At 71.1% G+C, this 14513-nt stretch carries 14 protein-coding genes; 9 read left to right on the top strand and 5 right to left on the bottom strand.

The window, feature by feature from the left end:
• Positions 1-22 precede the first annotated feature (22 nt).
• Complete coding sequence (locus tag C3481_RS02695; RefSeq protein ID WP_023951178.1) at positions 23-1270, top strand: CDP-glycerol glycerophosphotransferase family protein; 1248 nt, start codon at positions 23-25, stop codon at positions 1268-1270.
• Positions 1270-2718, top strand: a complete 1449-nt coding sequence (locus C3481_RS02690) for a CDP-glycerol glycerophosphotransferase family protein (RefSeq protein ID WP_103840687.1) — start codon at positions 1270-1272, stop codon at positions 2716-2718. Before C3481_RS02695 ends, C3481_RS02690 begins: the two co-directional genes overlap by 1 nt.
• Before the next feature lie 31 nt (positions 2719-2749).
• On the opposite strand, the gene C3481_RS02685 is transcribed toward C3481_RS02690, so the two are convergent.
• Positions 2750-3841 carry a glycosyltransferase family 2 protein gene (locus C3481_RS02685; RefSeq protein ID WP_064956706.1) on the bottom strand — a complete coding sequence of 364 codons (1092 nt, stop codon included), beginning with the start codon at positions 3839-3841 and terminating at the stop codon, positions 2750-2752.
• Positions 3842-3897: 56 nt separating this feature from the next.
• Between C3481_RS02685 and C3481_RS02680 the strand changes: the two genes are divergently transcribed.
• Complete coding sequence (locus C3481_RS02680; RefSeq protein ID WP_103840685.1) at positions 3898-5166, top strand: CDP-glycerol glycerophosphotransferase family protein; 1269 nt, start codon at positions 3898-3900, stop codon at positions 5164-5166.
• A gap of 20 nt (positions 5167-5186) precedes the next feature.
• Here C3481_RS02680 and C3481_RS02675 read toward each other — a convergent pair whose 3' ends face one another.
• The 3 genes from C3481_RS02675 to C3481_RS02665 are packed head-to-tail and all read right to left on the bottom strand — an operon-like array spanning position 5187 to position 7098.
• On the bottom strand, positions 5187-5408 hold the full coding sequence (locus C3481_RS02675; protein WP_023951170.1) for an SCO4848 family membrane protein: 222 nt from the start codon (positions 5406-5408) through the stop codon (positions 5187-5189).
• Positions 5405-6367 (bottom strand): hypothetical protein, encoded by a 963-nt coding sequence (locus tag C3481_RS02670; RefSeq protein ID WP_242435624.1) that lies wholly within the window; start codon positions 6365-6367, stop codon positions 5405-5407. Before C3481_RS02670 ends, C3481_RS02675 begins: the two co-directional genes overlap by 4 nt.
• Before the next feature lie 38 nt (positions 6368-6405).
• On the bottom strand, positions 6406-7098 hold the full coding sequence (locus C3481_RS02665) for an NTP transferase domain-containing protein (RefSeq protein ID WP_083990674.1): 693 nt from the start codon (positions 7096-7098) through the stop codon (positions 6406-6408).
• Between the two features lie 206 nt (positions 7099-7304).
• Between C3481_RS02665 and C3481_RS16840 the strand changes: the two genes are divergently transcribed.
• The 3 genes from C3481_RS16840 to C3481_RS02650 are packed head-to-tail and all read left to right on the top strand — an operon-like array spanning position 7305 to position 10737.
• On the top strand, positions 7305-8936 hold the full coding sequence (locus C3481_RS16840) for an ATP-binding cassette domain-containing protein (RefSeq protein ID WP_308457268.1): 1632 nt from the start codon (positions 7305-7307) through the stop codon (positions 8934-8936).
• Positions 8912-10447 carry a hypothetical protein gene (locus C3481_RS02655; RefSeq protein WP_088380293.1) on the top strand — a complete coding sequence of 512 codons (1536 nt, stop codon included), beginning with the start codon at positions 8912-8914 and terminating at the stop codon, positions 10445-10447. Before C3481_RS16840 ends, C3481_RS02655 begins: the two co-directional genes overlap by 25 nt.
• 23 nt (positions 10448-10470) lie before the next feature.
• On the top strand, positions 10471-10737 hold the full coding sequence (locus tag C3481_RS02650) for a DUF3039 domain-containing protein (protein WP_023951164.1): 267 nt from the start codon (positions 10471-10473) through the stop codon (positions 10735-10737).
• A gap of 105 nt (positions 10738-10842) precedes the next feature.
• Here the strand turns inward: C3481_RS02650 and C3481_RS02645 are convergent, their stop codons facing one another.
• On the bottom strand, positions 10843-12165 hold the full coding sequence (locus tag C3481_RS02645; RefSeq protein WP_103840683.1) for a nicotinate phosphoribosyltransferase: 1323 nt from the start codon (positions 12163-12165) through the stop codon (positions 10843-10845).
• An 80-nt stretch (positions 12166-12245) separates the two neighbouring features.
• Here C3481_RS02645 and murI point away from each other — a divergent pair, with 80 nt between their 5' ends.
• The 3 genes from murI to rdgB are packed head-to-tail and all read left to right on the top strand — an operon-like array spanning position 12246 to position 14436.
• The gene (gene murI / locus C3481_RS02640; RefSeq protein ID WP_036304919.1) at positions 12246-13082 is read left to right on the top strand and encodes a glutamate racemase; all 837 of its coding nucleotides are present in this window, start codon (positions 12246-12248) and stop codon (positions 13080-13082) included.
• Between the two features lie 32 nt (positions 13083-13114).
• Positions 13115-13846, top strand: coding sequence for a ribonuclease PH (rph, locus tag C3481_RS02635; protein ID WP_023951161.1), 732 nt, complete (start codon positions 13115-13117; stop codon positions 13844-13846).
• Complete coding sequence (gene rdgB / locus C3481_RS02630; RefSeq protein ID WP_103840681.1) at positions 13843-14436, top strand: RdgB/HAM1 family non-canonical purine NTP pyrophosphatase; 594 nt, start codon at positions 13843-13845, stop codon at positions 14434-14436. The genes rph and rdgB overlap by 4 nt, the downstream gene beginning before the upstream one ends.
• Positions 14437-14513: the final 77 nt, after the last annotated feature.

Raw genomic sequence — 14513 nt, 5'->3', positions numbered from 1 at the left:
CACCCCGCGATAGGCTCGCGGGGTGGCGTCCTTCTCGTTCGGCGCGGGCAACGTACGCAAGGTCCTGCGCATCCCCGTGTATCTCGCGGGACGCCTCGCCACCTTCGTCATCCCGCGGGACCGATCCGCGTGGGTCTTCGGGTGCGCCGTGGGGATCGCGGACGGAGCGCTCGCTCTCTGGCAGGCCGCGCCCCGCCGTCGGGCCGTCTGGGTGGTGTCTTCGCCGCGCCAGGAAGAGGAGGCGAGACGACGAGGCATCCCGACCGTGCAGCGCGACTCGTTCGCCGGTTTCTGGCGCACTGCCCGCGCGGGTGTCGTAGTCGTCACCCACGGCCTCGGCGATGTCAACCGATACGGCGTCGGCGGTGCGTTCCTCGTGCAGCTCTGGCACGGCATCCCGCTCAAGCGGATCGGCCTGGATTCTCCGGTGACGACGGAACCCGGGCGGCTGGCCGCCGTTCCCGGCATCCGGTGGCTCCTCGCGCTGGCGTACCGGCGGGCGCAGGCGCAGATCGACCTGCTGCCCGCAGCATCCCATCGTGTCCGCGGCCGGCTGGAGAGCGCCTTCGGACTCGACGACGCGCGTGTTCCCGTCCTGGGCGAGCCCCGTGTGGACGTCCTCTCGCCGCCCGACCCGCCCGCCGCGCGGCGCGAGGCTCGGCGGCTGCTCGATGACGTCCTCCCGGGGCTGTCGGACGCGCGTGTCGTCCTCTACGCGCCGACGTGGCGCGACGGCGAGCCCGACCCGGCGACGCCCGACTCGGCGGACTGGCAGGGGATCCTGAGCGTCTTGGAGACCCATGACGCCGTTCTCCTCGTGCGATCGCACCCGTTGGGTGGCGGGGACTACACACCTCCCGCGGCGACGCGTCGCGTGCGCATGCTGGGAAGCGACCTCGTTCCTGATGTCACGCCGTTGCTGGCCGCCGTGGACGTGCTCGTCACCGACTACTCGTCTCTCGCATACGACGCGGGGCTCGTGCCCCTGCCGACGCTCTTCCTCGCGCCGGACGTCGAGCGTTACGCGCGCACCCGCGGCTTCTACGGGACCTATGCCGAGGTCGCCGGCGACGACGCGGCACGGTCGTGGGCGGTCTTGTGCGCACAGCTGGACGCTGTGCTGGGGGATGAATCCGAGGCGGACCGTCGGCGGTCCCGTGCGGACCGACTGAGCCGCCGGATGCATGCGTGGCGAGACGGACGGAACGCGCGGCGCGTGCACGAAGCCATCGTCGCGGCGGTGCCGGAATCAGCGGGGGAGCGGTCGTGATGCGCATCGGTTTCGGCGGCGAGGAGCTGCCGGTGATGACGGTGACCGGTACCGGGGATGTTCCCGCCCGGATCGAGATCGTCGGTCCGCGCGCCGGAGCGCGCGGCGAGGTGACCGCCGGCGACGGCGGCTGGACCGCGCGCCTTCCCCTGCACGCCGCGCGCTGGGGAGGCCCCGAGCTCCCGCTGCCGTCCGGCAGCTACGCCCTCGTCGTCGACGGCGTCCCGGCACAGGGCGAGGATCGGGCCGACGGCGCGGGCGCGGAACTGAGAACGCCCCTGCTCCGCGCGAGTTGGGACGGAGCACGGCTCGCGATCGCCCCTCCCGTCGACCCGGCACTGGATTCGGGCGAGGGGCGCCGCGCTCTCGAACAGCGCTACGCCGCACACCGCGGCCCCCTCGAGAACGCCGTGTTCTTCGAGAGCTTCTACGGCCGGAGCGCGAGCGACAACCCGCGTGCCATCGACCGCGAGCTGGCGCGGGCAGCCCCAGGGGTCACCCGCTATTGGAGCGTCGTCGACCTCTCGGTCGCCGTGCCCGAGGGGGCGATCGCCGTCGTCGACGGCAGCCCCGAGTGGTGGCGAGCCCGCGCGGTGGCACGCCTGCTCGTGGTCAATGACTGGCTGCGCCGACCGTTCGTCCGCAAGCCGGGGCAGGCTGTGCTGCAGACCTGGCACGGCACACCGCTGAAGCGACTGGCCCTGCATCGACCCGGCTTCGACCCTCGCCGGGCGCTGGCGGTGTTCCGCGAGAGCCGGCGCTGGGACATCCTGCTGGCACAGAACCCGTACAGCGCACGCGTGCTCCGTGCCGCCTACGCCTTCCGTCGCAAGCCCGTGTGGGTGGAAGGGTATCCGCGCACCGACGACCTCCACTCCGGCGACCGGGATGCCGCGCGCGCGGCACTCGGCATCGAGGCGAACGAGATGGTCCTGCTCTACGCGCCGACCTGGCGGGATGACCGACAGACGATCGTCGATTTCCTCGACCTGCCTGCCCTCGCCGCGTCGACGGGCGCGGTCGTGCTCGTGCGCGGACACTCGCGCACACTCGCCCCGGGAACCGACGAGCGCGGCGCGCGCGTCATCGACGTGACGTCGCACCCCGATCTCGCCGCCCTGCAGCTCGCCTCGGACGCCCTCATCACCGATTACTCCTCGGTGATGTTCGACTACTCGGTCACCGGCCGTCCCATCTACTTCTTCGTGCCCGACCTCGAGCACTACCGCGGCAAGCTGCGCGGCTTCTACTTCGATCTCGCCGAGTGGGCACCAGGCCCGATCGTGCGCACGCAGGATGATCTGGTCCGAGCAATCGCAGCGGACGAGGCCGGTGACCCCGAGCGCTACGCACGCTGGCGTGCGCGTTTCAACCCTCGCGACGACGGGAGTGCTGCGGAACGCGTCGTTGCGCGCATCCTCGACCAGGGGCTCGTCTCGCGCGACTGAGCAGGACCGAGCGAGAGCGGGCAAAGCGGAGTCAGGGCAGCGGCGTGTTGCGCGCCAGGCGCGATGTGTCGACAGTGCCCCGGGCACCGCGCGCGGCGCCCTGCAGGAAGCCGACGCCCCAGGAGAGATGCATCGACGGCAGGACCGCGAGCGTCCACAGCCGGTCGCGCAGACTCCGGCCCCCACCGCGCCCCGCCGCGACGACGGCGACGAGCGCGGCGTAGGCCGCGATCGGAAGGTGCAACACGGACAGCAGGATGCCGGTGCGCCCCGACAACGCTCCCGACAGCTGGACCGCACCCACGACGAGCGACGCCGCGGCGGCGATGACCAGCAGCGGGGGAGCGAAGAAGCGCAGGCCGTTCCGCCGGCCGAAACGCCGCACGAGCTCTCCTCGCCAGGAGCCGGTGGCCCGGAACTGCCGCACCAGGCGAGCCCAGCTCTCGCGAGGCCAGTAGGTGACGTGGAGGTCGGGGTCGAACCATACGCGGTACCCGGCGCGTCGGATGCGGAGATTGAGCTCCCAGTCCTCGCCGCGGCGGATGCCTTCGTCGAACAGCCCGACCTCGTCGAGCACGCTGCGCCGCATCACGCCCAGGTAGGCCGATTCCGCCGGGCCTTCGTCGGTTCCGCCGTGGTAGGCGCCGCCGCCGAGTCCGATGCGCGAGTTGTATGCCCGGGCGACGGCTCGCTGGAACGGGCTCCGCCCCTCGGCGCGCATGACTCCGCCGACGTTCGCCGCCTGCACCCGGGCGAGCGTCTCCAGCGCCGCTCTGGTGTAGCCGGGCTCGAGCTCGGAGTGGGCATCGACCCGGACGATCGTCGGATAGCGGGAGCTGCGGATCGCGATGTTCAGGCCGACGGGGATATGGGCGGCGGGGTTGCGCACCAGGCGGATCCGCGCGTCTTCGTCGGCCAGTCGGCGGGCGACGGACTCCGTGCCGTCGGACGATGGGCCGAGGGCGAGGATGACCTCGATCGGGGCGTCGAGCTCTTGGGCGAGCACGCTGCGCACCGCACGTTCGAGGTAGGCGCGCTCGTTGAGGACGGGCATGACGAAGGACACGCCCGCGTCCGGGGCCGGGACAGGCGCGGGACGCCAGCGGTGCGCGTCGTCATGCATCCGTCGATCATGTCACGCGTCCCGGTCCTGGCTCGCACCCTCGGTACCCTGGAGGGGTGGGAATCATCGCTGACGCGCGCAAAGCCGTAGCCCTCGTGCGGCGGGCGGTATCGAACCGAGCGGCGTACGTCGACGTGCGGCGCTCCCTCGCGCTACTGCCGAAGCCGGCGACCGACCACTTCCGCATCGCCGTCTACTTCGCCGACGGCGAGGTGAACATGTACCAGATGCGGCAGTGGTACAAGCCGCTGCAGCTCCTCGCCGAGACCTGGCCGGTCGTCGTCATCAGCCGCAGCGCGACGGGTGCGCAGGCGCTTCTCTCCGACGGCGCGCTGCCCGTCGTCTTCGCTCCGACCGTCCGGGCGCTCGAATCGGTGGTCGCGGCCCAGGACATCCGCATCGTCCTCTACGTCAACCAGAACACCCGCAACTTCCAGATGTTCCGGTACGGGCACCGGTGGCACGTCTTCATCAACCACGGCGAGTCCGACAAGATGTACATGACCACCAACCAGTTCAAGGCGTACGACTACGCCCTGATCGCCGGTGACGCGGCCCGCGAACGGCTCGGTCGCGTCCTGTGGGACTACGACCTCGACGCGCGCACGATAGCGATCGGACGGCCGCAAGCGGATCACTTCTCGGGTGCGCTGCCGTACCCCGACGACGGACGCCGCGTCATCCTCTACGCCCCGACGTGGGAGGGCGACCGGCCCGCCGCGCACTACGGCTCGATCGCCTCGCACGGCGAATCGCTCGTCTCGGCCGTCCTCGCCTCACCGCGGCATCGGCTGATCTATCGCCCGCACCCTCGCTCCGGCGTCGTGGATGCGGCGTACGGCGACGCGCACCGACGCATCGTCGCCGCCATCGCCGCGGCCAACGCCGCCGACCCGCTCGCGCATCACGTCTATGACGACGGGCCGGAGCTGGGCTGGCAGCTGGCCGCCGCCGACCTCGCCGTCGTCGACATCTCGGCCATGATCTACGACCGGCTGGCGGTGGCGAAGCCCCTGCTGGTGACCCGTCCGGTCGACCCTGCGGCGCTCGTCGACAGGGGCGGCTACCTCGCCGACGCCGCGTGGCTCGATGCGGACTCCGCCGCGTCGATCGTCGAGATCGCCGACCGCGTCGCCGACGACCCGGAGGCCACGCAGCAGCTCCGCGTGTGGTCGCACCACTACTTCGGCGACACATCGCCCGGCGCGGCGACGGCACGATTCCACGCTGCCATCGAGCTGCTCATGCAGCGGTGGGCGGAGTGGGACGCGCGCACGGTGACGGTCGCAGACGAACGCGACGAGGCCGAGCTCGACGACGCCTGACCCGCGGCCCCGCCCGAGGCTCAGAGCGCGGCGGCGCCGATCATCACCGCGCCCACCACGAACAGCGCCGCCAGCACGAGGGCGATGACGACGAGAACGAGGTGCACGGTGAAGAACCGGGTGCGCCGGCCCGCGGCATCCGTCGCGCGCGGATCGCGCGCTACCCGCCGCAGGAACGTCGGCCAGGTGACGACGTTGAACAGCGCCCCGACGATGAGGATCGACATCAGGAAAGCGGTCATGATTCCTTCCCGCCGTCGAGATCGTGCTCGGCGACGGCGGCGGGTTCATCAGTGCCGCGGTCGTCTGCGATCGCGCCGCTGCGTTCGCCACGCCGGAACGGACGAGAGGCGAGCGTGCCGATCTGACGGCCTCCCTCGGCGAAGACGCCGCTGATCCGCCGCGCCACGAGCCCGGCGCCTCGTCCGATCGGTTGATCTTCGTCGCGTGATTCGAGCGCCGCAGGGAAGCTCGCGGGAACCACCCCGAACGCGCGGCGGGCGCCGGAGATCACACGGCGGCCGAGAATGTGGTTGCCGGTTCCGCCGATCGCGGCACCGATGCCGAACGGGAGTGCCTTGCCCACGACGGACGCCCCGCCGGCGGCGGCGAATCGGCGCACGAACGCGTGCTTCAGCCGGTCGAGGACCGGGCCGACGGCGGTACGGGGGAGCGAGGACGTGACGAGTTCACCCCAATAGGAACTGCGGGGGCCGCCTTTTCCGCTCGCCTGCTTGGCGAACTGCCCCACCAGGTCGGCGCCCTCACGGCCGAGCATGAGCGCGAGCACGAGCGCCCGCGCGCGGTCGGGGTTGTCGACGGGGATGCCGTGCAGTTCCGCGAGCGACTGGGCGAACAACGCCGTCGCCTCGAGGAACCCCGCCGTCTCCACGCCGCTGAGCGCGAGGGTCGTCGCCGTGCCGATGCCCGGGATCACGGCCGTCGCGCCGACTGCTGCGCCGCCCGTGGTGACGGCGGTCAGATAGCGGCGCTCGAGCATCTGCACGACCTGTGCGGTCGTCGCCTCGGGATGCCGGTGGCGGATGCCCCGCAGGTGCGCCAGGACGACCGGACGCTGGACTGCGAGGAGCCGGTCGAGTGTCCGGACGCTCAGCGGATGCTGCCCGGCGCCGGCCTCGCCCGCGTCGCGGCGCGGAGCGTCGTCGGGAAGGGAGTCGATGCGGTGCACCTTACGGGCCATGGCACCCATCCTCTCGCGCCTGCGGCGCGGCGGCGCCGTCAGACGTACAGGTTCGCGCGCTCGAGGTCCTCGGCGAAGTCGACCTCGACGGCGTACAGGTCGGAGATGTCCATCGGCTCGAGCCGGAGGCCGTTCTCGGCGACGGCGAGCTCGAGACCGCGCTCGAAGTAGTCCTGGTCGTCGACGCGGCCGAGCTGCGCGATGAGCGCCTTCTTGTCGCGCGAGGAGATGTAGTTGATGCCGACCGCCTCGCCGATGCCGCCGCGGACGGTCTTGGAGAGCTCGGCGATGAAGCCGTCGGCACCGACGGTGTACTTCACTTCCTCGTCGCTGACCTTCGCGGTGTTGACCGTCACGAACGACTGGTCGCGCTCGATGAGCGCGACGGCACGGCCGAGGACACGCGGGTCGAAGACGACGTCGCCGTTCATCCACAGGACGCCCCCGCGCCCCGACGCCTTGAGCGCGCGCAGCAGGCTCTGCGACGTGTTCGTCTCGTCATAGCGGGCGTTGTAGACGTAGTCGACATCCGGGAAAGCGTCGACGATCGTCTCGGCGCGGTAGCCGACCACGGTGGTGATCCGGGCATCGTCGCCGAACGCCGCGCGGATGTTGTCGTGCTGCTGCTGCATGATGCTGCGGCCGTCGTTCAGCTCGGTGAGCGGCTTGGGGAGAGAGCGGCCCAGGCGGGAGCCCATCCCTGCGGCGAGGATCACGATCTGAAGGGCCACGAGTATCTCCTGAAGTTACGAGTTAGATCAGCATTCACCGGAGCGACACCCCGGGACAGCATTTTTCATGGTAGCGACCCGATCTGGGAGGTCGCCCGAACACCTGCAGCCGTTGCGCTTTCGTGACCTTGCTGGTAGCGCGATTCTCGGTGTTCCCCCATGACGCGGAGCCTCGGCGCAGACGGCCCGCTTGATAGGTTTGAGGCGTGACAGACGACTCAGCCACCCCTCAGCACGAACAGCGTGGCGCGTCGCCTGTCGGTACGTCCGCGCCGCCTCTGCCCGACATCCCCGCAGAGGTCGCGGCCGCCGAGCTCGCGGTTGCGGCAGCACCCTCCGCTGGCTCGTCCGAGCGAGCCACGACGGCGACCAAGAAGGGCGCTCCCCGGACGACGAAGCCACGCAAGCCGCGTGCATCGGGCTCGACTGGCGCGAAGAAGGCCCCGCGGAAGCCGCGTCCCACGGACGCGGCGCCGGAGGCGGGGGCGACACCGCCGAAGCCGGAGATTCCCGCCGCCGTGGCGGCGGCGTCGTTCGTGGCGCCTGCGGCGGACACGGGCCCGAAGGCCGTGGAGATCGTTCCCGAGGCGGTCGACGAGGCCGTCGCAGCCGATGCGACCCCGTCGGAGGCGGCCTCGACCGGTGAGTCCGCCGGCGAGACGTCTGCGGATGGTGTCACCCAGACCGCACCTGATGAGGATGCCGTTGCGGAAACCGTGGCTTCCGCGGACGTCGCACCCGAACCGGAGCCCGACGCCGAGCCGGAGCCGGAGCCTGAGCCGGAGCCTGAGCCTGAGCCTGAGCCTGAGCCGGAGCCTGAGCCGGAGCCGGAGCCGGAGCCGGAGCCGGAGCCGGAGCCGGACGCGGACCCGGAGCCTGCGCCGGAGCCGGAGCTTGAGCCGGAGCCTGAGCCGGACCCGGAGCCGGAGGGCGTCGTGGCTCCGAACGAGGGAGGGGAACCGGAGCCCGAGGCGGCCGCTTCCGACGATGACGCCGAGCCCTCCGAAGAGGTCGTCATCGCGACGGTGGCTGCAAGCGGGGTCACCTCGGCGCACGATTCCGAGGACGTCGCCCCGAGCGCCCCGGCGTTGCGCCTGCGGAGCGTCACGAAGGCCTACGGTGAGGCACGCGCGGTCGATCGCATCGACCTCGAGATCCCCGCAGGATCTTTCTACGGACTCGTCGGTCCCAACGGCGCGGGAAAGACGACGACGCTCTCGATGATCGCGGGCCTTCTCCGCCCCGATGAGGGAGCGGTCGAGATCGCGGGGATCGACATCCGTCGCGACCCGGCCGGGGCGAAGCGGCAGATGGGCGTTCTCCCCGACCGGCTGCGCACCTTCGACCGTCTCTCCGGCCGCCAGCTCCTCTACTACTACGGGGTCCTGCGCGGACTGAAGCCCGCCGTCGTCGAGAACCGCATCGCCGACCTGGCTGCGGCGTTCGATCTGACCGACGCACTCGGACGGAGCGTCTCGGACTACTCGGCCGGCATGACGAAGAAGGTCATGCTCGCAGGCGCGATGATCCACGCGCCGCGACTGCTCGTCCTGGACGAGCCCTTCGAGTCGGTGGATCCGGTGTCGAGCGCCGTCATCCTCGACATCCTGCAGAAGTACGTCGATCACGGCGGCACCGTCATCCTGTCGAGTCATGGGATGGAGCTCGTCCAGCGCGCCTGCTCCGGCGTCGCGGTCCTCGTGGGCGGCCGCATCCTGGCTGCGGGCACCGTCGACGAGGTACGTGACGGACGCACGCTCGAACAGCGGTTCCTCGAACTTGCCGGCGGGACGAGCGCGGTGGAGGGCCTCGAATGGTTGCACACGTTCTCCGACTGAGGTTCGACGTCCTCGTCGGGGCACTGCGGTTCCACCGTGCCCGCGCGCTCGCAGCGCTCGCAGCGACCGTGGTTCTCGTCGGCGCGATCGTCCTCGCGCTCCTGCGTCTGCAGGATGCGCCCTACGCCAGCGCTCTCGTGGTGCTCGCCGTCGGCGGTGCGGCCGTCTCGGCATGCTTCGCCCTCGTGCCGCTGGTCACGCCCGTTCGCGACCCGCTCGATCCGCGTGCCTTCATCGTGACGGGTCGTGACTGGCGGCTCGTCGCCGCGTCGACGGCTGCGGCAAGTCCGCTGAGTCTGCCGTCGGCGGCTGTGATCGTCGTGTCGGTCGCTGTCGCGCTCACCTGGATCGCCCACGGCGTCGACCCGGTGGCCGCCGTCTTCGGCGCGGCGCTGATCGTCGTCACTCAGCTCCTCCTCGCGCGGGTCGCGCTCGGAGTAGCCGCTCTCGTGCTCGCGGAGCGTCGATCGCGGGAGCTCACGACCCTGCTGCTGCTCGGCATCGGCGTGGTCGCGATTCCGGTCGCGGTCTTCCTGGCCTCGCTCAACTGGGACGACGGCGTCCCCGGCCCGCTGCTCGCGGCCGTGGGGACGCTCGCGGTCACCCCCATCGGGGCGGCTTGGGTTCTCCCGCTCGACCCCCGGCCGACCGTCGTCATCGTCGCGGTCCTCACGGCGGCGGCGTTGGCCGTGGCATGGATCCTGATCGTGCGGCGGATGCTCACCCACACCGAACGGCCCGTTTCCGTGCGCGAGCGCCGCGGGCTCGGCTGGTTCACCGTGACCCCCGGAACGCCCGGGGGCGCTGTCGCGGCGCGCTCTCTCGTCTACTGGCTGCGCGATCCCCGTTACCTCGTCGACATCGCGATCATCCCGGTGGCGTCTGTCGTCGCGGTCGTACCGCTCGTCATCGTGGGCGTGCCGCACGAGATCGCCGCGCTGATCCCCGCGCCGCTCATCGCGCTCCTGCTCGGCTGGGTCGTCCACAACGACCTCGCGTACGACGGTTCGGCCGTCTGGCTGCACATCTCGAGCGCGGTGCGCGGTGCGTCCGACCGGGTCGGTCGACTGGTGCCGCTGCTTCTCGTGGCGTTGCCGCTGCTCGCCATCGCGATCCCCGTCGGCATCGGCATCCACGGTGATTGGGGCGTCCTGCCGGTCATGGTCGGAGTCTGTTCCGCGCTGCTCCTCGGCGGTCTCGGTCTCTCGTCGGTCTCGTCCGTGCTCGCGCCCTACGCGGTCGCACGACACGGTGACAGCCCCTTCCAGCAGCCGCAGCGCACCGGCGGCGGGCTCGCTCAGGGAGCGGTGCTGGTGGGGGCGCTGCTCGCGGCAGCACCGGCGCTGTGGTGGTCGTGGCGGTTCCTGCTGGGCGAATCGCACGCGCAGTGGTGGGCTCTCGGCACCGGAGTCGGGGTCGGGCTCGTCGTGCTCGTGGCCGGTATCCTCATCGGCGGTCTGCTGTTCGACCGGCGCGGGGACCGGCTGATGGCATTCGCCGAGACGACCTGACCGTTCGCCGATAGAATTCCCGCATGAGCACTCCTCTCGATTCTCCCGACCAGGGCGGTCTCGCGACCCTCGACCGTGAGCTCGAAGAGCTCATCCGCGAGGAGACGATCGAGCCGGGCGACCACGAGCGGTTCTCGCACTACGTCAAGAAGGACAAGATCCTCGAGTCCGCGATCACCGGTAAGCCCGTGCGCGCGCTGTGCGGCAAGAAGTGGACGCCCGGTCGCGACCCCGAGAAGTTCCCGGTCTGCCCCACCTGCAAGGAGATCTACGAGTCGATGACGCGCTGACGGGTCGCTGCTGAACTCGCGAGAACGCACCGCCCCGCCGAGAGTGCACCGTCATGGGTGCGTTCTGAGCGGGGCGGTGCGTTTTCGGCGAAGCGGGGATTCGCCTCAGTCCGCGTCGCGGTAGATCGTCGGGATGGCGGGCTCGGAGCGGCTCAGTGCCAGAGCGCGAACCGGCATCTCCTCGATGACGCTCGCGTGGTGGGCTCGGGCGGCCCGAACGCCGGCGGCACCGACCCAATCCACGACGGCCCGGCCGTCGGCGAACAACACCGTCTGCAGTGCGCGGGCATCGGGATGCTCGGCGGGAGTGTCGAGGGGCTCGAACCCGTCGGATACGACGACGATCTCTTCAAGAGCCGTGCCGTTGTCGAGCGCTCGGAACGCCGTCTTGCGTCCGCCGTGCGACACCTTGTCCGCCGAGGCCTTCGCGACCGAGAGCCAGGACCCGTCGTCGTTCTGACGCGCCACGAGCTTGTAGACCATGCCGGCGGTCGGAGTGCCCGAGCCCGTGACGAGCGACGTTCCCACCCCGTAGGCGTCCACGGGGGATGCCGCCAGGGCCGCGATCGCGTACTCGTCGAGGTCGCTCGTGACGGTGATGCGCGTGGCGTGGGCGCCGAGCTCGTCGAGCTGCGCTCGGACGTCCGCTGCGACGGTCGGGAGGTCGCCCGAGTCGATCCGCACGCCGCCAAGTCCGGTGCCCGCGACCCGGATGGCCGTTGCGACGCCCTCGGTGATTTCGTAGGTGTCGATCAGGAGCGTCGTGTCGGCGCCGAGCGCGTCGATCTGGCTGCGGAAGGCAGCCTCCTCGCTGTCGTGCAGCAGCGTCCAGGCGTGTGCCGCGGTGCCCATGGTCGGAATGCCCCACGTGCGACCCGCCTCGAGGTTGCTCGTGGCCCCGAAGCCGGCGATGTGGGCTGCCCGCGCGGCCGCGACCGCGCTGCGTTCGTGCGCACGGCGCGACCCCATCTCGGCGAGAGGGCGGTCCCCGGCGGCGATCGCCATGCGCGCCGCCGCCGTGGCGACGGCGGAGTCGTAGTTGAGGATGCTGAGCACGAGGGTCTCGAGGACGACCGCCTCGGCGAAGGTCCCCTCGACGGTCAGGACCGGTGAACCGGGGAAGTAGAGCTCGCCCTCGCGGTATCCGGTGATGGTGCCGGTGAAGCGATAGTCGGCGAGCCACGCGAGGGTGGTCTCATCGAGACCCGCGTGCTCGCGCAGGAACGTCAGCTCCTCGTCGCCGAAGCGGAAGCGCTCGATCTCCTCGAGCAGCCGTCCGGTGCCGGCGAGGACGCCGAACCGCCGCCCGCCCGGGAGCCGCCGCGCGAAGACCTCGAACACGCAGCGTCGATCGGCCGTGCCGTCGCGCAGGGCCGCCTGCAGCATCGTGATCTCGTAACGGTCGGTGAGCAGAGCGCTGGAGGCCATGACTGCCACTGTAGCGACGCTGCATTGCGCACCGACGACACGGGATGCCGCGGCGGCGAGGCCAGGTAGGCTCGATGATCGTGAACGACGCGCCCATCGGAATCTTCGACTCGGGTGTCGGGGGGCTCACAGTGGCGCGGGCGATCTCGCAGCTGCTGCCGCGGGAGTCTCTGCTGTACATCGGTGACACCGCGCACTCGCCGTACGGTCCGAAGCCCATAGCCGACGTTCGGCGCTATGGGCTCGAGGTGCTCGACACCCTCGTCGACGAGGGCGTGAAGATGCTCGTCATCGCGTGCAACACCGCTTCCGCCGCCTTGCTCCGCGACGCGCGTGAGCGTTACGACGTGCCGGTGGTCGAGGTCATCAACCCCGCCGTGCGGGCAGCGATCTCCACCACCCGCAACGGGCGCATCGGCGTGATCGGGACAGTCGGCACCATCGCCTCCCGCGCCTACCAGGACATGCTCGAGGTCAACGAGCGGCTGGAGGTCTTCGCGGCATCCTGCCCCCGCTTCGTGGAGTTCGTCGAGGCGGGCATCACGCAGTCGCCCGAGGTGCTCGCCGTCGCCGAGGACTATCTCGCGCCGCTGCGCGAAGCGGGGGTCGACACCCTCGTGCTCGGCTGCACCCACTACCCGTTCCTCGAGGGCGCGATCAGTTACGTCATGGGCCCCGACGTCGCGCTCGTCTCGAGCGACTCCGAGACGGCGAAGGACGTGTACCGTCAGCTCGTCTCCCGGGGCCTGCTCGCGCACGATTCGGCGGTGCCCCGTCACGTCTACGAGGCCACGGGCGACTCCGGCGACGACTTCCTGGACCTCGCAGACCGGCTCATGGGCCGGGGCGTGCCCTCGGTGCGCATGGTCCAGACGGGGGCGATCGTGCTGCCCAAGCTCGCCCCGCCCGCATCCTGACCCCCATCCGCCGTCCGATCGGAGACACCTTCATGACCGATTCCCTGCGCGCCGACGGGCGCACCGCCGACCAGCTCCGCACCGTGACGATCGAGCGCGGCTGGAGCGCACACGCCGAAGGATCGGCTCTCGTGAGCTTCGGGGGCACGAAGGTGCTCTGCACCGCCTCGTTCACCAACGGCGTCCCGCGCTGGCTGACCGGCAAGGGCAAGGGATGGGTCACGGCGGAGTACGCCATGCTGCCGCGAGCGACCAACAGCCGCAACGACCGCGAGTCGATCAAGGGCAAGGTCGGCGGACGGACGCACGAGATCTCGCGACTGATCGGCCGCGCCCTGCGGGCCGTCGTCGACACGAAGGCGCTGGGCGAGAACACGATCGTCATCGACTGCGACGTGCTGCAGGCCGACGGCGGCACCCGCACCGCCGCGATCACCGGGGCCTACGTCGCCCTGGCCGACGCCATCGAGTGGGGGCGGTCGCAGAAGTTCATCGCGCAGCGCTCGGCGCCGCTGGTGGACTCCGTGTCGGCGGTGTCGGTCGGGATCATCGACGGAACGCCGATGCTCGACCTCGCCTACGTCGAGGACGTGCGGGCCGAGACCGACATGAACGTCGTCGTCACCGGCCGCGGGCTCTTCGTCGAGGTGCAGGGCACCGCTGAGGGCGCTCCCTTCGACAAGCGCGAGCTCGATGCGCTGCTCGAGCTCGGCGTGAACGGGTGCGCGCAGCTGCGCGACATCCAAACGGCGACGCTGGCATGACCGGCCGCATCGTCCTGGCGACCCACAACCCCCACAAGGTCGAGGAGTTCCACGCGATCGTCGCGGCGGTCCGCCCCGACCTGGAGGTCATCGGGCACGACGGGCCGGAACCGATCGAGGACGGCGTCACCTTCACGGAGAACGCGCTCATCAAGGCCCGGGCTGCCGCGGCGCACACGGGGCTCCCGGCCCTCGCCGACGACTCGGGGATCTGCGTCGACGCGCTCGGGGGAGCCCCGGGTGCCTTCTCGGCGTACTGGGCCGGTCACCAGAAGGATGCCGCCGCCAACACGGCCCTGCTGCTCGATCAGCTCTCCGACATCGCCGATCCGCGTCGCACGGCTCAGTTCGTCTCGGTGATCGCGCTCGTCGACGGTGAGACCGAACATGTCGTCGAGGGCGTCTGGCCGGGCCGGCTGGCGACCGAGGCGGCCGGCGAGGGCGGTTTCGGATACGACCCGGTGTTCGTGCCCGACGGGCAGCCGGAGCCGGCTCGCACCGTCGCGGAGTGGTCGGCAGCGGAGAAGAACGCCGCGTCGCACCGCGCGCGAGCCTTCGTCGCGCTCACCGAGCTGCTGCGCTCGCTCTGACCTTCGTCCGGCAGGCCCACCGCGCCGCGCGGGCCGGTCGCCGACGCACCCCGCACGCCGCGACCGAGTGCAGCGGT

The sequence above is a fragment of the Microbacterium sp. Ru50 genome (genome assembly GCF_002920555.1).
In the GTDB taxonomy this organism is placed as follows: Bacteria; Actinomycetota; Actinomycetes; order Actinomycetales; family Microbacteriaceae; genus Microbacterium; species Microbacterium arborescens.
This window is presented reverse-complemented; position numbering and strand designations above follow the sequence as displayed.